The sequence below is a fragment of the Sphingomonas sp. GlSt437 genome (genome assembly GCF_048015635.2).
Classification (GTDB): domain Bacteria; phylum Pseudomonadota; class Alphaproteobacteria; order Sphingomonadales; family Sphingomonadaceae; genus Sphingomonas.
This window is the reverse complement of sequence record NZ_JBPGYA010000001.1, coordinates 586,136-607,219: the sequence shown is the minus strand read 5'-3', so window position 1 is coordinate 607,219 and position 21,084 is coordinate 586,136. Positions and strand designations below refer to the sequence as shown.

The 21,084-nt window shown below is 66.2% G+C and carries 24 protein-coding genes; 9 read left to right on the top strand and 15 right to left on the bottom strand.

Annotated features, from left to right (window positions below; translation table 11 throughout):
• Positions 1 to 18: 18 nt before the first annotated feature.
• Genes ACLB0R_RS03200 through ACLB0R_RS03175 form a run of 6 tightly spaced genes read right to left on the bottom strand, consistent with a single transcriptional unit; the run spans position 19 to position 3,884 of the window.
• Positions 19 to 708: an ATP12 family chaperone protein gene (locus ACLB0R_RS03200; RefSeq protein WP_416641905.1), complete on the bottom strand. Its 690-nt coding sequence runs from the start codon at positions 706 to 708 to the stop codon at positions 19 to 21.
• Complete coding sequence (locus ACLB0R_RS03195) at positions 705 to 926, bottom strand: hypothetical protein (RefSeq protein ID WP_416641904.1); 222 nt, start codon at positions 924 to 926, stop codon at positions 705 to 707. The genes ACLB0R_RS03200 and ACLB0R_RS03195 overlap by 4 nt, the downstream gene beginning before the upstream one ends.
• Positions 923 to 1,582 carry an HAD-IA family hydrolase gene (locus ACLB0R_RS03190; protein WP_416641903.1) on the bottom strand — a complete coding sequence of 220 codons (660 nt, stop codon included), beginning with the start codon at positions 1,580 to 1,582 and terminating at the stop codon, positions 923 to 925. Before ACLB0R_RS03190 ends, ACLB0R_RS03195 begins: the two co-directional genes overlap by 4 nt.
• The gene (locus ACLB0R_RS03185; protein ID WP_416641902.1) at positions 1,579 to 2,682 is read right to left on the bottom strand and encodes an RluA family pseudouridine synthase; all 1,104 of its coding nucleotides are present in this window, start codon (positions 2,680 to 2,682) and stop codon (positions 1,579 to 1,581) included. The genes ACLB0R_RS03190 and ACLB0R_RS03185 overlap by 4 nt, the downstream gene beginning before the upstream one ends.
• Positions 2,679 to 3,056 carry a fluoride efflux transporter CrcB gene (gene crcB, locus ACLB0R_RS03180; RefSeq protein ID WP_416641901.1) on the bottom strand — a complete coding sequence of 126 codons (378 nt, stop codon included), beginning with the start codon at positions 3,054 to 3,056 and terminating at the stop codon, positions 2,679 to 2,681. The genes ACLB0R_RS03185 and crcB overlap by 4 nt, the downstream gene beginning before the upstream one ends.
• A 45-nt stretch (positions 3,057 to 3,101) precedes the next feature.
• Positions 3,102 to 3,884, bottom strand: coding sequence for a hypothetical protein (locus ACLB0R_RS03175; protein WP_416641900.1), 783 nt, complete (start codon positions 3,882 to 3,884; stop codon positions 3,102 to 3,104).
• 134 nt (positions 3,885 to 4,018) lie between these two features.
• Here ACLB0R_RS03175 and ACLB0R_RS03170 point away from each other — a divergent pair, with 134 nt between their 5' ends.
• Positions 4,019 to 4,240 (top strand): hypothetical protein, encoded by a 222-nt coding sequence (locus tag ACLB0R_RS03170; protein ID WP_416641899.1) that lies wholly within the window; start codon positions 4,019 to 4,021, stop codon positions 4,238 to 4,240.
• A 9-nt stretch (positions 4,241 to 4,249) separates the two neighbouring features.
• On the opposite strand, the gene ACLB0R_RS03165 is transcribed toward ACLB0R_RS03170, so the two are convergent.
• Positions 4,250 to 4,678 carry an OsmC family protein gene (locus tag ACLB0R_RS03165; protein WP_416641898.1) on the bottom strand — a complete coding sequence of 143 codons (429 nt, stop codon included), beginning with the start codon at positions 4,676 to 4,678 and terminating at the stop codon, positions 4,250 to 4,252.
• Between the two features lie 774 nt (positions 4,679 to 5,452).
• On the opposite strand from ACLB0R_RS03165, the gene ACLB0R_RS03160 reads away from it, so the two are divergent.
• Positions 5,453 to 6,085 carry a trimeric intracellular cation channel family protein gene (locus ACLB0R_RS03160; RefSeq protein ID WP_416641897.1) on the top strand — a complete coding sequence of 211 codons (633 nt, stop codon included), beginning with the start codon at positions 5,453 to 5,455 and terminating at the stop codon, positions 6,083 to 6,085.
• Between the two features lie 4 nt (positions 6,086 to 6,089).
• Here ACLB0R_RS03160 and ACLB0R_RS03155 read toward each other — a convergent pair whose 3' ends face one another.
• The 5 genes from ACLB0R_RS03155 to sppA are packed head-to-tail and all read right to left on the bottom strand — an operon-like array spanning position 6,090 to position 9,510.
• Positions 6,090 to 6,488, bottom strand: a complete 399-nt coding sequence (locus tag ACLB0R_RS03155) for a hypothetical protein (protein ID WP_416641896.1) — start codon at positions 6,486 to 6,488, stop codon at positions 6,090 to 6,092.
• Entirely contained in the window at positions 6,475 to 6,651 is a 177-nt protein-coding gene (locus tag ACLB0R_RS03150; protein WP_416641895.1) for a ribbon-helix-helix protein, CopG family, read from the bottom strand. The genes ACLB0R_RS03155 and ACLB0R_RS03150 overlap by 14 nt, the downstream gene beginning before the upstream one ends.
• A 41-nt stretch (positions 6,652 to 6,692) precedes the next feature.
• The gene (locus ACLB0R_RS03145) at positions 6,693 to 7,073 is read right to left on the bottom strand and encodes a cupin domain-containing protein (RefSeq protein WP_416641894.1); all 381 of its coding nucleotides are present in this window, start codon (positions 7,071 to 7,073) and stop codon (positions 6,693 to 6,695) included.
• Entirely contained in the window at positions 7,070 to 7,633 is a 564-nt protein-coding gene (locus ACLB0R_RS03140) for a GNAT family N-acetyltransferase (protein WP_416641893.1), read from the bottom strand. Before ACLB0R_RS03140 ends, ACLB0R_RS03145 begins: the two co-directional genes overlap by 4 nt.
• Positions 7,630 to 9,510 (bottom strand): signal peptide peptidase SppA, encoded by a 1,881-nt coding sequence (gene sppA / locus ACLB0R_RS03135; RefSeq protein WP_416641892.1) that lies wholly within the window; start codon positions 9,508 to 9,510, stop codon positions 7,630 to 7,632. The genes ACLB0R_RS03140 and sppA overlap by 4 nt, the downstream gene beginning before the upstream one ends.
• Positions 9,511 to 9,675: 165 nt before the next feature.
• Here sppA and ACLB0R_RS03130 point away from each other — a divergent pair, with 165 nt between their 5' ends.
• From ACLB0R_RS03130 to groL, 3 genes are all read left to right on the top strand, one after another.
• Positions 9,676 to 10,911, top strand: a complete 1,236-nt coding sequence (locus ACLB0R_RS03130; protein WP_416641891.1) for an MATE family efflux transporter — start codon at positions 9,676 to 9,678, stop codon at positions 10,909 to 10,911.
• Positions 10,912 to 11,002: 91 nt separating this feature from the next.
• On the top strand, positions 11,003 to 11,290 hold the full coding sequence (groES, locus tag ACLB0R_RS03125; RefSeq protein ID WP_416641890.1) for a co-chaperone GroES: 288 nt from the start codon (positions 11,003 to 11,005) through the stop codon (positions 11,288 to 11,290).
• A gap of 139 nt (positions 11,291 to 11,429) precedes the next feature.
• Entirely contained in the window at positions 11,430 to 13,070 is a 1,641-nt protein-coding gene (groL, locus tag ACLB0R_RS03120) for a chaperonin GroEL (protein WP_416641889.1), read from the top strand.
• A gap of 200 nt (positions 13,071 to 13,270) precedes the next feature.
• On the opposite strand, the gene ACLB0R_RS03115 is transcribed toward groL, so the two are convergent.
• Both ACLB0R_RS03115 and ACLB0R_RS03110 read right to left on the bottom strand, forming a co-directional pair.
• On the bottom strand, positions 13,271 to 13,609 hold the full coding sequence (locus ACLB0R_RS03115; protein WP_416641888.1) for a hypothetical protein: 339 nt from the start codon (positions 13,607 to 13,609) through the stop codon (positions 13,271 to 13,273).
• Positions 13,610 to 13,799: 190 nt separating this feature from the next.
• On the bottom strand, positions 13,800 to 14,417 hold the full coding sequence (locus ACLB0R_RS03110; RefSeq protein WP_416641887.1) for an aspartyl/asparaginyl beta-hydroxylase domain-containing protein: 618 nt from the start codon (positions 14,415 to 14,417) through the stop codon (positions 13,800 to 13,802).
• Between the two features lie 23 nt (positions 14,418 to 14,440).
• Between ACLB0R_RS03110 and ACLB0R_RS03105 the strand changes: the two genes are divergently transcribed.
• Complete coding sequence (locus ACLB0R_RS03105) at positions 14,441 to 15,544, top strand: hypothetical protein (RefSeq protein ID WP_416641886.1); 1,104 nt, start codon at positions 14,441 to 14,443, stop codon at positions 15,542 to 15,544.
• Here the strand turns inward: ACLB0R_RS03105 and ACLB0R_RS03100 are convergent.
• Positions 15,541 to 16,065, bottom strand: coding sequence for a hypothetical protein (locus tag ACLB0R_RS03100; protein WP_434953693.1), 525 nt, complete (start codon positions 16,063 to 16,065; stop codon positions 15,541 to 15,543). The two genes, ACLB0R_RS03105 and ACLB0R_RS03100, sit on opposite strands and share 4 nt — an antisense overlap.
• Before the next feature lie 204 nt (positions 16,066 to 16,269).
• Between ACLB0R_RS03100 and ACLB0R_RS03095 the strand changes: the two genes are divergently transcribed.
• Genes ACLB0R_RS03095 through prsR form a run of 3 tightly spaced genes read left to right on the top strand, consistent with a single transcriptional unit; the run spans position 16,270 to position 21,084 of the window.
• Positions 16,270 to 17,658 carry a TIGR03013 family XrtA/PEP-CTERM system glycosyltransferase gene (locus tag ACLB0R_RS03095; protein WP_416641884.1) on the top strand — a complete coding sequence of 463 codons (1,389 nt, stop codon included), beginning with the start codon at positions 16,270 to 16,272 and terminating at the stop codon, positions 17,656 to 17,658.
• A 7-nt stretch (positions 17,659 to 17,665) separates the two neighbouring features.
• A complete protein-coding gene (gene prsK, locus ACLB0R_RS03090; RefSeq protein ID WP_416641883.1) occupies positions 17,666 to 19,735 on the top strand; it encodes an XrtA/PEP-CTERM system histidine kinase PrsK in 2,070 nt (689 codons plus the stop codon).
• Complete coding sequence (gene prsR, locus ACLB0R_RS03085; RefSeq protein ID WP_416641882.1) at positions 19,732 to 21,084, top strand: PEP-CTERM-box response regulator transcription factor; 1,353 nt, start codon at positions 19,732 to 19,734, stop codon at positions 21,082 to 21,084. Before prsK ends, prsR begins: the two co-directional genes overlap by 4 nt.

Below are 21,084 nucleotides of genomic sequence, written 5' to 3'. Positions count from 1 at the left end.
AATCGAAACGCCGATTCTTCAAGTTAGCGTCAAAAACCGAACCGCTGCCTCATAATCCCGCCGCCGCGCTTCGCGGGCCTGCATGGCGAGCGCATCCTCACCCCATTGCTCGGCTTGCCAGAGTTCATCGAGATGGGCCGCGTCCCATAACGCTCCGCCATCGATCGCCCCCTCGACCAACGCCAGCGCGCCGACCAGGGTGCCGGTGATCGTCACGATGGGTGAGAGCGGCGCCAGCTCCCACGCCGACCGCGCGGCGATTGCCTCGCCCAGCCGCGCGATCGTGGCGGGCGGCTGGGGGCGATGCATTACGCCAGTCGCTATCTCGAAATGCACATCATAGCGCGCTCGCGCCCAATCGAGCAGCGGGTCCCACGCCGCGCTCTGCCGCGCGACGAGCGCCGCCGGGCCATCGGCGCGGTAGCAGAGCAGGTCGCTCTCGCCGTAAGCGGCCAGACCAGCAGCGAAGGCAGCGGGATCGGGCGCAATGCGGTCGATCGCCGCATTGGCGAGGCCGGTCAGCGGCATCGCGCGCGGGTCGATCGTCTCGCTCACCGCGCGCCACTCGTCCGCAATCGCTTCAGCAAGTTGCCCGTTCGGCACCGCGAGCAGCGCGCGGCCCGGCGTGCGCACCGGCTTGCCATCAAGCCGGATCGCCCGGCCGCCATCCTCGGCGACCACGGTAACGTCCGTCCAGAAACGCCTCACGGCGCGGGCGGCGTCCGCCAGCGTTGCGCGAGCAGGCGCGGCATCACCGCCATGTCGATCAGCCCGACTACCGTAACGGCGACGCCCGCCCAACGCTGACCATCGTCGACAGCGCGTCCGGCCAGCACAATCCCGATCACCGCGATCACCGCCCCGCCCAGCCGGGCAGCGGCCATGGCGAAATAGCGGGCGCGGGCGGGGTCGGGCTCGTCGGTCATGATGGCTCCATATGACGCGGCAGATCGGGCACCTGCTCGGCGATGCTGTGCGCGCCCGCTGCGATCAGTTCCTCGGGCGGGTGATAGCCCCAGGCGACGCCCACCGCGCGAGTGCCGGCGGCGCGTGCCATCGCCATATCGAAGCTGGTATCGCCGATCATCACGGTCGCGCCCGGTTCGGCGCCGGCATCGGCCATGCATTGCTCGATCATCGAGGGGTGCGGCTTGGACGGGTGGCGATCGGCGGTCTGCAAGGTGACGAAGCGGTGGAGGATGTCGTGGTGCGTCAGCACATGATGCAGGCCGCGATCGGACTTGCCAGTGGCGACGCCGAGCGTCCAGCCGGTGTCGGCAAGCAATTCCAGCGTTTCGGCCATGCCATCGAACAGGGGTTCATCCGCCATCGCGCCCGATCCGCGCAGGCGGAAGAACGCCGCTTTGTAATCGGCGGCCATGCTCTGGTGGAGCGGCTCATCGGCCTCCGGCAGCAACATCCGCATCGCCTCGACCAGGCTCAGGCCAACGACGCGGCGAATGGTGGCGCGCGGCGGCGGCTCGAGCCGGGCGAGCGCAAAGGCTTCCTCCATCGCCAGGCAGATATTCGCCTGGCTGTCGACCAAAGTCCCGTCACAATCGAAAATGGCGAGGCGGATCATGCGCGACCCCGCCCGCGCCGCTCGCCCTTGCGTTCGCGGCGCTTGGCTTTGGCGGCGTTGGCGGCGGCGCGGCGCTTGCCTTCGGCGGTTTCGTTGAACTTGGGTTCGTCGAGGGGGAGTGCGTTGCCGAGTGCTTCGTCGAAGCCGAGCAAGCCCATGCTTTCGGCAAAATGTTGGGGCAATTCGGCCGTCACGTCGATCTCGCCGCCATCGGTGTGATCGATGCGGATGCGGCGCGCATGCAAATGCATCTTGCGGCTGACACCGCCGGTCAGGAACGCCGCCGGCCCACCATATTTGCCGTCACCCACGATCGGGTGGCCGATCGCGTTCATGTGTACGCGCAACTGGTGCGTGCGCCCGGTATAGGGCTGCAGCTCGACCCAGGCGGCGCGATTGCCGGCGCGCTCGATGACGCGATAGCGCGTGCGCGCCGGGCTGCCCTCTGCCTCGTCGACGTGCATTTTCGCGCCGCCGGTGCCGGGTTGCTTGGCGATCGGCAGGTCGATGATGCCGTCCTCGATATTGGGCACGCCGACGATTAGCGCCCAATAGACTTTGCGCGCGGTGCGGCTGGAAAAGCTTTTGGCGAAGAACGCCGCCCCGCGCGACGATCGCGCGATGAGCAGCGCGCCCGAGGTATCCTTGTCGAGCCGGTGAACGAGCTTGGGGCGCGGCTCGTCACCGTTGTGGAGCGCGTCGAGCAGGCCGTCGACATGCTCGCTGGTCTTGGTGCCGCCCTGCGTCGCCAAGCCCGGCGGCTTGTTGATGACGATCGCGGCGGAGTCTTGGTGGATCACCAGCTCGCGCGCAAAGGCGATTTCGTCGGCGCTGAGCACTTTGCGTGCGCGCGGCTTGGGGGCATCGGCACGCGGCGGCTCGGCCGGCGGCACGCGCAGGACCTGGCCGGCGGCGAGCCGGTCGCCCGGCGTCGCGCGCGCGCCGTCAATGCGCAGCTGGCCAGTGCGCGCCCATTTGGCGACGGTGGTGAAGCTGGTCTCGGCCAGATGCCGCTTGAACCAGCGATCGAGCCGGATGCCGTCGTCGTCAGGCGCGACGGTGAACTGGCGCACCTCACCTGTTTTGGGCGTGCCGCTCACGCAAACGCTCGCATGATGCCAAGCCCGGCAAACACCGCGAGCACCGACCCCACCACCGACACCAGCGCATAACCAAGCGCGACGCCCCAATCGCCGCGCTCGATGATCGTCGCGGCATCAAGCGCGAAGGCCGAGAAGGTGGTGAAGCCGCCGAGCACGCCGACGCCGAGCAATAGCCGCCAAGGTTCCCCCGGCACCGTCAGTTTCGCAAGGCCGCCCGCCAGCAAACCCATCGCCAGCCCGCCGACCAGATTGACCGTCAGCGTCCCCCACGGAAAGCCCGCGCCGAGCAGCGTCGTCATCGCGCGCCCGACCAACAGTCGGGCCGCCGATCCCAGCGCGCCGCCGAGCATGACGAGGAGAATAGGTGCCATCAGCGCCGCGTTAGCGCGAATGCGCGGGCTTGCGAAGGCTTGCTGTCAGTTGCCGTTGTTAGTGACGAGGTCGACGTCGCTGCCGCCATCGTCGCGGCGGGTGACGTAGATCACATAGGCGCCGCCATCGCGGTCGCGGGTGCCGCCCAGCACGTCGCGATTGCCGTCGGTCTGATGCTCGGCGGAAAAGCCGGCCTGGGAGAGGCGGGTATAATACCAGTCGATCATGGTCGCGGGCGCGGCGGGCGAGGAGAAGCTGACGACGCGCAGATTGCAGCCGCCCTCGCTGTTGCCGGCCGCTTCGATCACGCGCGCGTCAGGGTAAAGCGGCACATCGGCGGGCAGGCGATTGGCCCAAGCAGCGGAATAACCGATGCGGCCACCGCACGCCGCGGTGCTGCGATTGCGCTGGCGCTGCGCGAGCGCGCCCAGCGTCACCGCGCTTTTCGCCGCACCGCAATCGGGGCAGCCCGCTTTGGCATCGGCAGCGGGGGCGTGGCGAAGGCTGGCGGTATCGACCGGCGCGGGCGGGCGCGCGGTCGTCGCATCGGTCGGGACCGGAGCAGCATAGGGCTTGGCGGGCGGGCGCACTGCATCGTGATTGGCCGATTGCGCGAGTTGCGGGTCGACCATGATCTCGTCCTGCAGCGCGCTCACCATTGCGGGGTCGCGGGCATTGGCGGCGTTGTTGCGATCGGCCAGCTCGGCATCAAGCGAATCGACATTGCCGGCGTCGGGATTGCGCTGGCACGCGGCGAGCGACAGCACCAGCGGCAGCGCCCAAAGCGCCAGCGCCAGGCCGCGTGCCCGTAACCGCCGTGCCACCATCTCAATCGCTCCCGCGCATTGGCGGCTGTTTTGCGGCAACATCGGTTAAAGAAGCGTTGGGCATATCGTTTTCGACAGCACGAAATCAGCGCGAAGTGCTTGACAGAAGTAACACAGCTAACCATGTTATGGATATGCTGAACATCCTTTCGGTGCTCATCGCGCTGTGCGCCTTGCCCTTCACGCTGATCGGCGTCGTGCCGTTCCTCGGCAGCGTCAATTACCTCGCGATCATGATCGCGGTGGTCGGCCTCGTCATTGGCGTGCTTGCCAAGGGGAGCGCCGGGCGTAACCTCAACATCCTGGTGATCGTCATCGGGATCATCAGGCTGTGGTTCGGCTTCGGCTTTTTGTAAGCCCGAACGCTAGGCGTTCAGGTGATGCGTCAGCGTAATTTCCGCCTTGAACAGCTTTGAAACCGGGCAATTCGCTTCGGCGCCGGCAGCGAGTTCGGCGAACTGCTCTTCGCTGATCCCCGGGACGGTTGCGTGGAGCTCGAGGTCCGATCGCGTGATGGTGAAATTGCCGCCTTCCTGCGCAAGCGTCACCTTGGCGGTCGTCTCCAGCGTGCCGTCGGTGTAGCCCGCGCCGGCGAGCGCGAAGCTCAGCGCCATGGTGAAGCAGCTGGCATGCGCGGCGGCGATCAATTCCTCGGGATTGGTGCCGGGCTCGTCACCGAAGCGGGTGTTGAAGGCGTAGGGCGTTTCGTTGAGGATACCCGATTGCGTCGCGACATGGCCTTTGCCCTCGCGGCCAAAGCCGTCGTAGCGAGCGGATGCGGTGCGAGTCGTCATGGCGGGCCTCCTTGGCTGATTTAGCCTCGGCTTAGCCCATCCGCGTGACGGAGTCGTGGCGCTTCGATATTTGGCGCAGGATTTCATATGATTGTCACGCAGCGATGGTGAAGGGCGCGAGGGCTTCTCAGCTGGCGATTCGCTCGGCACCTCATCGGGCCGACCTGGCTTCAACGATTTCCACGTTATCCACAGCCCATGGGGAGCGCTTCGTGCTTTGCGCGACTCGCGATCGATGACAGCATCAGACCTGTAAGCAGAACGGTTGAAACGACGGGAAACCGAAGCGAAACCAAAAGCTTAGACCCTGATCGAGACGCTGGCCGCAAGCCCGGCGACGAGAACAGGGTGGGGTGCCGATCCCCGATCCACGAAGCGCCGACGCGCAAGCGCAGGTTGCCCCCAGGATCGAGCCGGAGCCGGTGCCCGAACCTCCCCGATGCGCAAGCAACGGCGAGGGAAGGCCATCGAGGCGGGAAGCGTGGGTCTGCGTGGGTAAAACCACCTCAGATTACAGCCCCCGCCCCGGTGACCGGATCGCGAAGCCCAGGTGTCGCGCCAGCGACGCGGGGTGATAGCGAGCCGCCGAAACCAGATGGCGCGGGTGGACCGAAAGGAAAGCCAAGGCGGGTCAAGGTCCGGCGACCGGGGGTCGGCAGCAATGCTGGCCCCCATTTGCTTTTTTGGGGCGCCGGGTCGCCGCCCCTGCTTTCGTCGGCTGCCGATTTGCCGCGCCACTTCCGCAGCGCTCCGCCCTCGATTATCCCGACCGACATGTTGCCACCGCCCTTCGCCACGCTGCCCGCTGCCATTGGCCCCTGGCTCGATCTTGCCGGGCTCGCGGTTTTCGCGGCGTCCGGCGCGCTGGCGGCGGCGCGGCGGGGGCAGACGATCGTCACCTCGGCGTTCTTCGCGCTCGTCACCGGGGTGGGCGGCGGTACGGTGCGCGACCTGATGATCGGCGCGCCGGTGTTCTGGGTGCATGACAGCCGCGCCGCGCTGGTGTGCCTGAGCGTTGCGTTCCTCGTTTGGAGCACGCCGGCGCGTTGGTGGCGGGAACAGGCGCTCGACTGGCTCGATGCCGTCGGCCTCGCTGCCTATGCCGTTTTCGGTGCGGGCAAAGCGTTGGCCTATGGCGTTCCGGTGGTGCCGGCGGCGCTGATGGGCGTCGTCACAGCGTGCGTCGGCGGCATCATCCGCGATGTGCTTGCGGGCGAACCCTCGATCATCATGCGGCCCGAAATCTACGTCACCGCCGCCGCACTGGCTGCGAGTCTGTTCGTCGCGTTGGTTACACTCGGGCTCGCGGTCGTGCCCGCAGCGGCGATCGCGGCAGGCGCCGGCTTTGCGCTGCGGGCGGCGGCGATCCGCTGGAAGCTGGCACTGCCGGCATATCAAAGCGATTGATCAGCTAGTCGATCAGGTGCCGCTCAACCTCGATCACCTTGATCAGCGTGCCGTCGGGCGTGCGCAGCCTCAGCATGCGGCCGAACGCCTCGTCGGTCAGCCATCGCTCGACGCGATCGGGATAGTGATCCATCAGATAGCTCTCCAGCGCTTCGAGCGGGTGGCTCGACGCGAATTGAAGCTCCACGATCTGCGCCGGGTCGTCGCCCGGCGGGTGGGCGAGCAGGCTGAGCCGGCTGTCACCAAAGGCGAGCAACGCCCAGTCGCCATCGCGGCTGCCGAACAGCACCCTGGCGCCGATCGCCTCGAACAGCGCGATCGTGGCGCCCATGTCGTCGACATGCAGCATCGGCTGCACGGTCAGGCCGAAGCCGGCGGGCAGTTTGACATCACCGATCTGCATCAGGCGTATCCTTGGCGAGGTAGTCCTTGAGCGCGCGCTCGACGAGGTCCGACAGCGAGAGCTGATCGTCGATCGCGCGATATTTGACGCGCCGGATCAGCTCGGGCGGCAGATAGACGTTGAACTGCTTGCGCTGTGTCTTGGCGTCGTTTTCTGCTATCATGCTAGCAATATAGCACTGACTAGGCGGATGTGCAAGATCAGTCAGCGATGGGCGGGATCGAGCATCACGTTCAACTGGTGATCGTCATGGCCGGCCAGCGACGCACACAGTAGTCGCGCCGGCGCGGTGGTCGACCGATTGCGGAAATAATGGACAACGGTGCCTGCCGGCTCGAGCGTCGTTTCGCCTTCGCTGACGATACGCACCGGCGCATCCCCGATCGAGACCTCGAAACTGCCTTGGGCGACGAAGCAGACGACCGGGACGGTGTGGTAATGCGCGGGCATCGCCTGGGCCGGCGCGAAATCGACGCGCGTCGTCTCGACCCGGTCAACTGTCTTGGCTGGCGCGATCGGCAGCGTGGCGATCGGTGTCCTTGTCGGCAGCGCTGCCGTTTCGAGCAGGAGCGCCAGCGCGATCATCCCCGCACCACCCCCACCTTGCTGAACGGGCGCGGCTCGACCGGCGGCACGCGGCTCTCGTTGAGCTCGCATTGCCAAAAGCCGACATCGATCCACTGGCCCTGTTTGTAGCCAACCGAGCGGTAGATGCCGGCGCGCTGAAAGCCGACCGATTCGTGCAGCCGGATCGAGCCGTCATTGGGCAGCGCGATCACGCCAATCGCCTGAGTGAAGCCCTGCGCGCGCAGCGTGTCGATCAGTGCTTCGTAGAGCAGCCGCCCGGTGCCCTGGCCCTGGATAGGCCCGGACATGTAGATCGAGGTTTCGACGACATAGCGATACGCTGGCCGATCGCGGAACTGGCCGGCATAGGCATAGCCGAGCACACCGCCGCCCTCCGGGTCGCCATTGGTGGCAACGAGCCATGGGTAGAGCCCGTTCGACGCCGTCATCCGAGCACGCATCGCGCGCGTGTCGGGCGCTTCGGTCTCGAACGAAACCGTGCCGCTCAGCACATAAGGCGCATAAATCGCTGCGATCGACGCTGCATCCTCAGCCGTCGCCGCTCTTATGGCGATCACAGGCCGAAGCGGGCCAGCGCCAGGCTCCACAGGCTGGCGTCGGCCGGGGCGCCATGAGCGGGGGCGAAGCCTGCGCATTCCAGGCAGCGCGCCTGCACCGATCCGCCCTGCGTCAATCGCTTCACATCGCCGATCGCCTGATTGAGCAGCGCGTGCTGCTGGCGGGCGATAATCGCGAAGGCATCGCCGCCATTGCCCGAGGCGTCGTCATCGTCATTCTTGTGGAGCAGATTGGCAAGCGCGACTTCCCACTTGCTCGGCTGCTTTTCGAGATATTCGGCGTGCACCTTGGCGGGGTCGAGCTTGGCGCGGCGCGCCGCCTCGGCAATCGCGTCGTCGAGCGTGCCGAAGCGATCGACCAGACCCAGCTGGTGCGCGCTGCCGCCGATCCAGACGCGGCCCTGGCCGATCTCGTCGACGCGCTGGGTCGTCAAGTGCCGCGCTTGCGACACCCGGCTGATAAAGCGCTGATAGCCTTGTTCGATATCCGATTGCAGGATCGCGTCTACTTCGGGGCTGGTGCCGCCGAACACGTCGGGCTGGCCGCTCAGCGGCGTGGTCTTCACGCCGTCGGACGTGATGCCGATCTTCTTCAGGCTGTTCTCGAAGGTCGGGATGATGCCGAAAATGCCGATCGAGCCGGTGATGGTGTTGGGCTCGGCGAAGATCGTATCGCCCGATGTCGCGACCCAATAGCCGCCCGACGCGGCGACCGAGCCCATCGAGACGACGACGGGCAGGCCCTGCGCCTTGGCAGCCAGGATCGCCTGACGGATGCGCTCTGACGCGAGCGCCGATCCGCCGGGCGAATCGATGCGCACGACAAGGGCTTTCAGATCCTTCTTGGCGAGCCCGTTGAGCATCGCTTTGGTCACCGTCTCGCCCGCCGCGGTACCGGGGCCGGCGCTGCCGTCGACGATATCGCCGGCAACGGTCAGCACGCCGATCGCGTCGCCGCTCGTCGGCAGCGGGTTGGCGGCGATGTAGTCATCAAACTTGATGGTGTTGAACGTGCCTTCGGCTTTGCCCGACACCTGGCCGGCGAGTTCCGCGACGCGCTTGTTGAAGGCGAGCGGATCGCCGAGCTTGTCGACGAGTCCCGCCTTCAGATTGGCCGCCGCCATGTCGCCATGCTCGGCCTTGATCAGCTGGCCGGGCTGGGCGAGGAACGCATCGACCTGCGCCTTGGGCCGCGCCTTCGTCACTTGCTCGCGCCAGTCATCCTTCAGCGCCGAATAGAGCGCCTGGCTCGCTTCCTTGGCTTCGGGTGACTGGTCGGCGCGGATATAAGGCTCGACGAACGACTTGAACTTGCCGACACGATAGACGTGGACATTGACCGCCAGCTTGTCGAGCAAGCCCTTATAATAGAGCTGGTTGCCGCCGGGCCCGGTGAACAGCGTGCCGCCCATCGGGTTCATCCAGATTTCGGAAGCATTGGCGGCGAGGCGATAGCCGCTGTCCGTATAAGCGGTTGCATAAGCGAGCACGGGCTTGCCGGCAGCGCGCGCCGCACCCAGCGCATGGCCGATCTCGCTCATCGCGGCGGGGTAGCCGCCCTCGAAGCCATCAAGATCGATGACGATCGCTTTGACCTTGGCATCGGTCTTGGCGAGATTGATCGCCCGGACAACATCGCGCAGTCGCAGCTGGCGCGGACCGGAGTTGTCGCCAAAGTCGAACGTCTTGGGCGCCTCGGGCTGCTCGACAACGCTGCCGTTGAAATCGATCACCAGCGCGCCGTCGCTGACGAAATGCTTGGCCGGCTTGGCATTCAGCGCGGCGAAGAGGCTGCCGAAGAACAGCAGCATCGCCACCAGCACCAGCGCATCCTTGATGCCGACCAGAATCTTCCAGACAGTTGCGAGCAGCTTCAAGACCAGTCTCCCGTCGATCGCGTCAGCCTTGTCCTAGCCGAGTATCGCGCAGTCGTAAATGCGGAGTATTATGTAACCAAGACGGTGGATTCCGGTTATGAAACGTTTCGATGGCGCCATTTTGCGCAAGCCGGGCGCAATCGCCGCTGCTAAGGCGGCCGGCCCATGGAGTCGCAGCTCACCTCGTCGCCGGCGCTGACCGCCCGGGCGCCTGCCGATTGGCGCGGTGAGCTTGCCGCGCTGGTCCGGCTGGCGGCGCCGCTCGTTGGCGCCAATCTGCTGCAGATGGCGGTGTTCGCGGTCGATGTGATCTTCGTCTCGCGGCTGGGGCCGGTCGATTTCGCGGCGGCGACGCTCGGCGTGTTCCTCTACAGCCTGCTCACCTGGAACCTGATGGGCCTCGCCACTGGCGCGATGCCGCTGATGATCGCTTCGCAAACAATGCGCGGTACGCTTGCGGCGCTTGGTCGACCGGGCTGGTCCGTCGCGATCACCGCACTGGCGCTGGGCGCGGGCATTTTCGGCAATTGGGTGCTGGTGTTCGGCCATCTCGGCGCGCCGGCGCTAGGGCTGATGGGGTCGGGGCTGGCGAGCATCATCACCGCAGCGCTGACCGCGCTGGCTTATGCGCTCGTGGTCATGACGGATCGCCGCGCGCGGCGCTTCCGCTTGTTCGGGCGCTGGTGGCGGCCCGAATGGTCGCGGCTGCGCGAGATTGCCCGGCTCGGCATCCCGATCGCGCTGGCGTTCACGATGGAAGGCGCGCTGTTCGGCGGTGCGTCGATCCTGATGGGGCTGATCGGGGTGGTCGCGGTTAACGCGCACGCGGTCGCGCTCAACATTGCGTCGCTGGCCTTCCAGATTCCGCTCGGGATCGCGCAGGCCGGCGTGGTGCGCGTGGGCATGGCCTATGGCGCGCGGGACAATGCCTGGATCACCCGCGCCGGCTGGACGACGATCGCGACCGGCATCGGCGTGATGGCGCTGACCGCGCTCGTTATGTGGGTGGCCCCACTGCTGCTCGTCGGCATCTATCTCGATACCGGCGATCCGGCGAACGCGGCGACGGTAGCCCTGGCGGTGAAACTGCTTGCGGTCGCCGCGCTGTTCCAGCTGCTCGACGGCGCGCAAGTGGTGACGGCGGGGGCGCTGCGCGGCCTGCAGGACACGCGCTGGCCGATGATCATCGCCGGCCTGGGCTATTGGGTCGGCGGCTTCGGCACGGCGATCTTGCTCGGTTTCTGGCTGCATTGGGGCGCGGTCGGCGTGTGGGCCGGCCTCGCGTTCGGCCTCGCGGCTGTCGCGGCACCGCTGCTGTGGCGCTGGTCGCAGCGCGCACGCTGGGGATTGCTGCCGATCGAGATCGCTTCGCCGGCGAAAATTCCTGCCCGACAGCATTGACGGCGCGCGCCGTAAGAACCATATGCACCATCGCTAGCACTCGCATTGGGTGAGTGCTAAAAGCAGCTTATTCATGAAGAAAGGGAGACGCATGAACTTTCGTCCGTTGCACGATCGTGTTCTCGTCCGCCGCGTCGAGGCCGAGGAAAAGACGGCCGGCGGCATCATCATTCCCGACACCGCCAAGGAAAAGCCGCAGGAAGGCGAAGTCGTCGCCGCCGGCACCGGCGCCAAGGCGGAAGACGGCAAGGTGACGCCGCTCGACGTCAAGGCCGGCGACCGCATTCTATTCGGCAAGTGGTCCGGCACCGAAGTGAAGGTGAACGGCGAAGACCTGCTGATCATGAAGGAAAGCGATATTCTCGGCATTGTTGGCTGAGGCCAACGGGCTGGGAATCGTCGGCTGACGATCCGTCATCCCGGCGAAAGCTGGGATCGCAAGCCTCAACCGCGGCGCTGGCCGCAATCGACCCCAGCTTTCGCTGGGGTGACGAACTTAACCAGGAAAGGGCAGTCACATGGCAGCCAAGGACGTAAAATTCTCGCGCGATGCGCGTGAACGCATTTTGAAGGGCGTCGATATCCTCGCCGATGCCGTCAAGGTCACGCTAGGGCCGAAGGGCCGCAACGTCGTGATCGACAAGAGCTTCGGTGCACCCCGTATCACCAAGGACGGCGTTACTGTCGCCAAGGAAATCGAACTCAAGGACAAGTTCGAGAATATGGGCGCGCAGATGGTGCGCGAAGTTGCCTCCAAGACCAACGACATTGCCGGTGACGGCACCACCACCGCCACCGTGCTCGCTCAGGCGATCGTGCGTGAAGGCATGAAGTCGGTCGCCGCCGGCATGAACCCGATGGACCTGAAGCGCGGCATCGATCTTGCCGTCGCCAAGGTTGTCGACGACGTGAAGGCCCGTTCCAAGGCGGTTGCCGGCTCGAACGAGATTGCCCAGGTCGGCATCATCTCGGCCAATGGCGATCGTGAAGTCGGCGAGAAGATCGCCGAGGCGATGGAAAAGGTCGGCAAGGAAGGCGTGATCACCGTCGAAGAGGCGAAGGGTCTCGAATTCGAGCTCGACGTCGTCGAGGGCATGCAGTTCGACCGTGGCTATCTGAGCCCGTACTTCATCACCAACCCGGAGAAGATGACGGTTGAACTCAACGACCCGTACGTCCTCATCCATGAGAAGAAGCTGTCGAACCTGCAGGCGATGCTCCCGATTCTGGAAGCGGTCGTGCAGTCGGGTCGTCCGCTGCTGATCATTGCCGAGGATATCGAGGGTGAGGCGCTCGCCACGCTCGTCGTCAACAAGCTGCGCGGTGGCCTGAAGGTCGCCGCAGTCAAGGCGCCGGGCTTCGGCGATCGTCGCAAGGCGATGCTGGAAGACATCGCGGTGCTCACCAAGGGTGAAGTCATCAGCGAAGATCTCGGCATCAAGCTCGAGAGTGTCACGCTCGGCATGCTCGGCACCGCCAAGCGCGTGTCGATCGACAAGGACAACACCACCATCGTCGATGGCGCTGGTGATGCGGACGCGATCAAGGCGCGCACCGAGCAGATCCGCCAGCAGATCGACGCGACCACCAGCGATTACGACCGCGAGAAGCTCCAGGAGCGTCTCGCCAAGCTTGCCGGCGGTGTGGCGGTGATCAAGGTCGGCGGCGCGACCGAGGTCGAGGTGAAGGAGCGCAAGGACCGCGTTGACGATGCGCTGCACGCCACCCGCGCGGCGGTCGAAGAGGGCATTGTCCCCGGCGGCGGTACCGCACTGCTCTATGCGACCAAGGCGCTCGAGGGCCTGACCGGCGCGAACGAGGACCAGACTCGCGGCATCGATATCGTCCGCAAGTCGCTGACCTCGCTCGTCCGCCAGATCGCGGCCAATGCGGGCCATGACGGCGCGGTCGTCTCGGGCAAGCTGCTCGACCAGAGCGACACGTCGTTCGGCTTCAACGCCGCGACCGACACCTATGAGAATCTGGTGTCGGCGGGCGTGATCGATCCGACCAAGGTGGTGCGCACCGCGCTGCAGAACGCGGCCTCGGTCGCCGGTCTGCTGATCACCACCGAAGCGACGATCGCCGAGTTGCCCGAAGACAAGCCGGCTCCCGCAATGGGCGGCGGCATGGGCGGCATGGGCGGCATGGACTTCTGATTTCGCATCGGCGCAGCGCGAACGCGCTGCGCCGGAGACGAAATCGGAAACGGCCGGCCTGCGGCTTACCGCAGGACCGACGGCGCGGCTCCGCCGCGTCGTTCCTCGCTACCGAAACAAAGAAACGCCGGCGGGAGCAATCCCACCGGCGTTTTCTTATGCGTGCAAGTGAGGAGTCCGAGCCGCTTAGTGGTCAAGCGTTATTGAACGTCGACCACCGCGACCAGCTGCGGCTTGTCCATATGGATCGTGCAAATCGGCCCTTGATTGGCACACGCGCCACCCCACGCCTTGCCGGAGATTTGAGTGAGTGTCGCAGAGCCAAGACCGGTAATCCGCTTGGCATAAAGATCGACATAGCTTTTGGCGGGAAAGCTGGCCGAGCAGCTTTTCTGGACCTTGGGCACGGCGGCTGACGGATCGAGGCCGCTGCATTTGAAATCGACCTTCGGGTTGGTGGTCAGGATCACGCCGCTCACGAAGGTGCCGGTGTAAACGACGGTCAGCGTTTGCGCTGGTGGTGGCGGCACCACGATCATGTTTGGCCGTGGCTTCAGAATTATGGGCTGAGCAATCGCACTACCCGTAAGGGCAATCAGCGTGGCAGCGACTAGAGGACGCAGAAACATGCATTGGCCCTTTCGGCTGTGAGCAGGATGCGACCCGTTTGATTTTGGCGTGGACGCTACACTGGATCGGACCGGTGGTAAATGCGCCAAGCCCGCCGCCTTATCTCGTCAGCAGCCCGCGCAGCCAATCGCCCGCGATGATGTCGATGACGAGGTGCACGCGGTCGGTCGTGCCCGCATTCACTGCCTCATGCGGATCGGCGAGCCGGAGATACCACAGCTCGCCCGGCTGCATCGGCACGGCGACATCGTTGAGCAGGAAGCGCACCTTTGGATTGGTCGTAATCGGTACATGCAAGCGCGCATGCCCTTCTTCGGCAGCGAGGTCATGGTCATGGTGCCGGTGGATCGCCGAGCCCGGCGCGAGCCGCATCAGCCGGACCGACTGAACCGGATCACCGATCGCGCCAATCACCGCACGGATCGCGGGCGCGGCGGCGAGGGCGGGCGTGTCGACCCAGTCGGTCGCGGTCGGGTCCGAGAATATCTGGCGGATCGGGTGCGTCTCGCCGGCGGGCGCGCGCAGCGGAATCGCGCTCCAGTCGCCGGCATAGTTGGCGGAGACGAAATGGGGCGTCCAACCGGTGCCCGATCCGGTGATTGTCGCGAGATCGGCGACCAGCGCATCGACGTCAAAGCGTGGCGCCAGGCATTTGCGATCGGGCAGGGCCGAGGCTTGTTGCCCATCGCCGGGCGCGGTAGCGAAGTCGGCAATCATCGGGGGGATGCTAGGGGGGCGGGGTGCAATTGCAAAGGTCTAACCCCGATCTCGATCGGCTGCGCGCCTGGCTGCGCGAGCGCCACGATCTGCACGCGTCGCTCGCCGCGCATGATCGGCCGGAAGCGCTGGCGGCGGCGCTTGCCCCGCTGGCAGCGGCGGATGGCATCGACATTAGCGAAGAAACGCTGAGCACGGCGATCGCGTTGCCGCCAACCGCTCCACCCGTCGATCATTGGCCACCGCCCGGCTGGCTGCCGGCGGCGATTTTGCAAGCTCCCGATGGCGCCGTTATCCGCTGGCTGCATGCCGGCAAAGCAACCTTCGATGCGCCCTTTTATGAGGAAGCCATCGCGCCCGCGCGGTACAGTCCGCTCAACCGGCTGATCGACTGGCGGACGCGGCTCGATGCGCTGGCGACGACGATGCCCTGCGCTCCGGTAAAGCCGGCCGGATTGATCTTCCATCTGTCGCGCTGCGGATCGACGCTGGCGGCGCGGATGATCGGCGCGTGCGCTGGCGTTGCGGCGTTTTCCGAGCCCGATCCGGTCGACAAGGTCGTCGATCGCGGCGACCCGGCGATACTCGCCGCGATGGTGACGGCGCTCGCCCGCAGCCGACCCGACCGGCAGCAGCTCGTCATCAAGCTCGACAGCTGGCACCTTAGCGCGCTGCCCTTGTTCGAGCAGGCTTTCCCGGAGACGCCGTGGGTAGTGCTCTACCGCGATCCGGCAGCGATCCTGGCGTCACACCTCCGCCGCCCCGGCTCGCATATGGTGAAAGCGGCGCCGGCGCCGGGGCAGTCGGCGATCGAGCATTATGCCGCACGCCTTGGCGACCTGATCGACCGGGCGATCGACGGCTTGTCGAACACGCGCAACGGCATCGCGATCGATTACGCCGCGCTGCCGGACGTGGTCGCCGGCCGCATCTTGCCGCTTTTCGGCATCACCCCGACCATCGCCGACCTGGACGCAATAGCAGCGATCGCCGGTCGCGACGCCAAGGCGCCGGAAGCGCGGTTCGATCCGGCTGCGATGGCACAGCCCGATACCACCATCACCGCCGCCGCCGCGACGCTCGACACGCGGATGGCCAAGCTGCGCGGCTTCAACCCAACGGATTAATTGCCCTTGCCGTCAGTCTCCGGCAGTTCCGGCACGTCGAGCACCGCTTCATGCAGCGGGGCGGCAGGCGGCTTGCACCCCCGGCTCAGGCCCACGCCTTTCAGAAAGCCGCGCCGTACCGCGCCAGCATAAACCGCCGCTTCGGCGCGGCGTTGCGCCTTGTCCGCACCGGTGATGACCTTGACCAGCCCAAGGCCGGGGATCAGCGTGTTGACTGCCGCCCGCGCCGCCGCCGCCCCGAGTTCGGCCGATTGGCCGCGCTGCTCGGCGGGTTGATCGATGTCGCGGCCCAGCGCCCCATCCAGCGCGATGATCTCGCGATTGATCTGCACGCAAGTCTTGATGCCGACCAGTGAGTAGGGTGCCGATGCCGCGAGCTGGAGCACTTCGGGAATCTTCGTTTTCTTGATGCCGGTATCGCGTAGCGGCTCCATCGCTTCCTGGCCGGCCGTGTCGGGCTTGGTCTGCGCCGTCTGCGCGGCCAGCGGCGCGGTGGTCCCGGACAGGATGGCCGTGGTCATCAACAAGGCAAGGGCAGGGCTATGGCGCATTCTCGTCTCCACCTGTTCGCGCCGGCATCAGCCGGAATCGCTCCGCCTCGCCAACGATGCTCGTGCGGTTTTGATCCGCTCTAGCGGCTCTGTTCAATCTTTGTTTGTCAATTTCTGCGACAGCGTGGCTTGGTGTCGGAATTATTTACAGGCCGTAGCTAGAAGGGCGGCACGATGATCAGGCTGTTCAAGCAATATGTGCCCAACGCCGTGCTGCTGCTCGGCTTGCTCGATCTCATCATGCTTGGGCTGGCTGCGGAAGCGGCATGGTCGCTGCGCGCGAGCCAGATCGGTCAGGTGCCGACGCCGTTCACGACAAGACTGCCGCAGATCGCGACTTTCATCGTCGTGCTCCACATCGCGATGGTCGCGGTGGGGGTTTACGGCGCGCAGGCGCTGCAATCGCTGCGCTTCGCGACGGCGCGGCTGCTGGTATCGGTGTCGCTTGGCGGACTGGCGCAGAGCGCGCTGTTCTTCCTGGTGCCGACGCTCGGCTTATGGCGATCAACGCTGCTCTACGCGATGGCCCTGTCGGTCGTCTTCCTGCTCGCGCTGCGCATCCTGCTTGGCAAGACGCTGGGGCATCAGGTGTTCAAGCGCCGCATCGTCGTGCTTGGCGCCGGCCAGCGCGCGCAGCGGCTGAAGCATCTCGCCCAGCGGCCGGGCGCGGCGTTCGTGGTCGTCGGCTATGTCTCGATGAGCGAGGCCAATCGCGTGATCCCTGAGGCGATTGCGCGCGACGCGATTTACAATCTTGCCGATCACGTCGTGCTGTTGAACGCCAGCGAAGTCGTGCTCGCGCTGGAGGAGCGCCGCAACGCGCTGCCGCTCAAGGACTTATTGCGGATCAAGACGACGGGCGTCCATGTCAACGAAATCTCGACCTTCCTCGAGCGCGAGACCGGCCGCGTCGACCTCGACAGCGTCAACCCGAGCTGGCTGATCTTCTCCGACGGTTTCTCCTCGAGCCGGATGCTGTCGAGCGCGTTCAAGCGGCTGTTTGACATCGCCGCGAGCACCGTGCTGCTCATCGTTGCCGCGCCGCTGCTGTTGGGCGTGGCGATTGCCATCAAGCTCGAAAGCAAGGGGCCCGTCTTCTACCGCCAGCGCCGCGTCGGGCTCTATAATCAGGGCTTCGACATCGTGAAACTGCGCTCGATGCGGCAGGATGCCGAAGCACCGGGCGTGGCGGTGTGGGCGGAGAAGGACGACCCGCGCATTACTCGCATCGGCCGCATCATCCGCAAGCTGCGCATCGATGAAATTCCGCAGGCGTGGAGCGTGCTGAAGGGCGAGATGAGCTTTGTCGGCCCGCGCCCGGAACGCCCGCAATTCGTCGACGATCTCGAACAGAAGCTGCCTTATTATGCTGAGCGCCACATGGTGAAGCCCGGCATTACCGGCTGGGCGCAGATCAACTATCCCTATGGCGCCTCGATCGAGGATGCGCGCCAGAAGCTCGAATACGACCTCTATTACGCCAAGAATTATTCGCCTTTCCTCGATCTGTTGATCCTGTTGCAGACGGTGCGCGTCGTGCTTTGGCCCGAAGGGGCCCGGTAGCGCACCGATGGCCGCGACGCTGATCCTGTGGAGCCACGCGCTCACCGCCTTGCTGTTCGGCGCGCTGGCGTTGAACGAAGGCGCGCGCGCGCGACCGGGGTTACCGCGTCGCGCTTATGTCGTGGCGCTGGCGCTGACCGCGCTATGGGCGCTGACCATGGCGGGGATCGGCGCTGACGATGTGATGAGCGCGCTCGCCGGCAAGGCGCGGTCGCTCGGCTGGCTGGCGTTCATGCTGGCGCTGGTTCGGCGCGACGGGCAGCGGCGTGGCGCAGCCGTCGCGATCTGGTGGCTCTACGCAATCGTCGCATTGCTGATCGGTATCGGCGGGGCGCTGGCGATTGCTGAGGCGGCGACCAGGCAAGCGGCGGAACTGGCGACGCTCGCTTCGGTCGATGCCGTACTCGCGATGATGGCGGCGATGACGGCGCTGGTGCTGGTGCATCATCTGTTCGATGCGGTCGCGGGCAATGCGCGCGGCGGTATTCGCCTGGCGCTGGTCGCGCTGGCGGCACTGTGGACGCTCGATCTGGGCGTGGCGGGCTGGGCTTATCTGGATGGCAGCGCGGGCGGCCAATGGCTGATGGTCGTGCGCGGGGTCGGAACGCTGCTCGCTGCGCCGTTGTTCGCGCTGGCCGTGGTGCGCGATGGCGACTGGACGCTCCGCGTGTCGCGCGCGGTGACCTATCAGTCGCTGATCGGCGCGGCGATCGTGCTTTATGTCGGACTGATGGCGCTGGCGACCAGCGCGATCAGCGCGGTCGGCGGCACGGCGGCGCCCCTGTGGCAGACAGCGTTCATCCTCGGCACGACGACCGCGATCATCACTTTCGCCTCGTCGCCCTGGCTCAAGGCGTGGCTCAAGGTGAAGCTCGCCAAGCATCTTTTCTCGCACCGCTATGATTACCGCGCCGAGTGGCTGCGTTTCACCGACACGCTCGGCCAGCCGGGCGAGGGCGCCGCGCCGCTCGAGCAGCGTATCGTGACCGCTATTGCCGAACTTACCTCATCGCCCGCCGGGCTGCTGCTGGTGCCTGATGGCGCCGGGCTCGGCCAGGCGGCGGCGTGGCGCTGGTCAGAGGGTGATGTGCTGAGCCCGGCAACCACCGCGCATCTCGCTGCCTATCTCGCCGCGACCGGGCGGATTATTGAACTCGACGCGGTGCGCAACGGCAGCGCCGACGCCGAAGAACTCGGTGCCGTCCCGCAATCACTGGTCGATAGGGTCGATGCCTGGGTGCTCGCGCCGCTCATCCACCGCGATCAACTCGCCGGGGCGATTGTGCTCGCGCGGCCGCCGGTCGATCGCCGGCCCGATTGGGAAGACCTTGATCTGCTGCGCCTCGCCGGCCGCCAGGTCGCCAGCTACCTCGCCGAGGCGCGCGCGCAGCAGGCGCTGGGCGAGGCACAGCGATTCGATGAATTCAACCGCCGCTTCGCCTTCATCCTCCACGACCTGAAGAATTTGGTCAGCCAGTTGACGCTGGTCGCGCGCAATGCCGAGCGCCATGCCGACAATCCCGATTTCCGCGCCGACATGATCGCCACGCTCAACGATTCGGCGACTCGGATGAACGATCTGCTCGCGCGGCTGTCGCAGCATCACGGGCCGCGTGGCGATCCGGTCGGTGCGCTCGCCGTCATGCCGCTGCTCGAAGACATTGCGCGCCGCCGCCGGGCGCAGCACCCGATCGTGACGCGCGGCACGCCTGAGGCGGTCGCGCTCGCCGACGAAGCGCGCTTGGCCCAGTTGCTCGACCATCTCGTCCAGAACGCGATCGAAGCAAGCCCACCGACCGAGCCGGTGATGATCGCCCTTGCCGTCATGGCTGATACGGTCGCGATCGATGTGATCGATCGGGGCGACGGCATGTCGCCCAGCTTTGTGCGTGACAAGCTGTTCAAGCCGTTCGTCTCGTCCAAGCCCAATGGCTTCGGCCTCGGCGCGTTCGAGGCGCGCCAGCTCGCCGAGGCGATGGGCGGCAGCGTGACGGTCGCGAGCCGTGAAGGGGAGGGCACGCGCTTCCGCGTTACCCTGCCGCGCGCAACTGCTGAAACCTTGGGGAAAGCCGCATGACCGAGCATCGCAAATTGCTGATCGTCGAGGACGATCACGGCCTGCAGCGGCAGTTGCGTTGGGCGTATGACGGCTATCAAGTGCTGATCGCCGGTGATCGCGCGACCGCGATCGACCTGCTGCGCGCCGAAGCGCCCGATGTGGTGACGCTCGATCTCGGCCTGCCGCCTGACCCCGACGGCGTGACCGAAGGGTTCGAGACGCTCGGCGCGATCCTGTCGCTCAAGCCCGATACCAAGGTGATTGTCGCGTCGGGCCATGGCGCGCGGGAAAGTGCCCTGCGCGCGATCGAGCAGGGCGCGTGGGATTTCTACCAGAAGCCGATCGATATCGATGCGCTCGGCATGATCGTCGGCCGCGCGTTCCACGTCCAGGCATTGGAGGCCGAAAACCGGCGCCTCGCTGAAGCCGGTGCCAGCGTTACCGCACTCGGCGGCATCCTCACCGCCAGCCCCGAAATGCTGAAGGTCACGCGGACTATCGAGCGCGTCGCGCCGGCTGATGTGTCGGTGATGCTGCTTGGCGCGAGCGGCACCGGCAAGGAACTGCTCGCGAGGGGCCTGCACGAGGCGTCGCCCCGCCGGCGCGGCGCCTTTGTCGCGATCAATTGCGCGGCGATCCCCGAGACGCTGCTCGAAAGCGAGCTGTTCGGGCATGAAAAGGGCGCGTTCACCGGCGCGGTCAAGACGACCGAGGGCAAGATCGAACTGGCGCACGGCGGCACGCTGTTCCTCGACGAAGTCGGCGACATCCCGCTGCCGCTGCAGGTCAAGCTGCTGCGCTTCCTGCAGGAGCGCACGATCGAGCGGATTGGCGGGCGCAAGCCGATCGCGGTCGACACCCGCATCGTCTGCGCGACGCACCAAGATGTCGACGCGATGGTCGCCGAGGGGCGCTTCCGCGAGGACCTCTACTACCGGCTGGCGGAAATTGTCGTGCGCATCCCGTCGCTGGCCGAACGGCCGGGCGACGCGTCGCTCCTCGCGCGCCATTTCCTGAAGCGTTACGCCCACCAGATGAAGCTCGGCGTCAACGGCCTCGCGCCCGATGCCGTCGCCGCGATCGATGCGTGGGGCTGGCCGGGCAATGTCCGCGAGCTCGAAAACCGGGTGAAGCGCGCCGTCATCATGGCCGATGGCAAGCTGGTGACCGCCGCCGACCTCGATCTCGCTGGAGACGCCGAGCCCTTGCCGCTCAACCTGAAAGCCGCGCGCGACGAAACCGACCGGCGCCTCGTCCGCCATGCACTCGCCCAAGCCGAAGGGAACATCTCGAACACCGCCAAGCTGCTCGGCATCAGCCGCCCGACCCTCTATGATTTGATGAAGGCCCATGGACTCCAGGGCTGA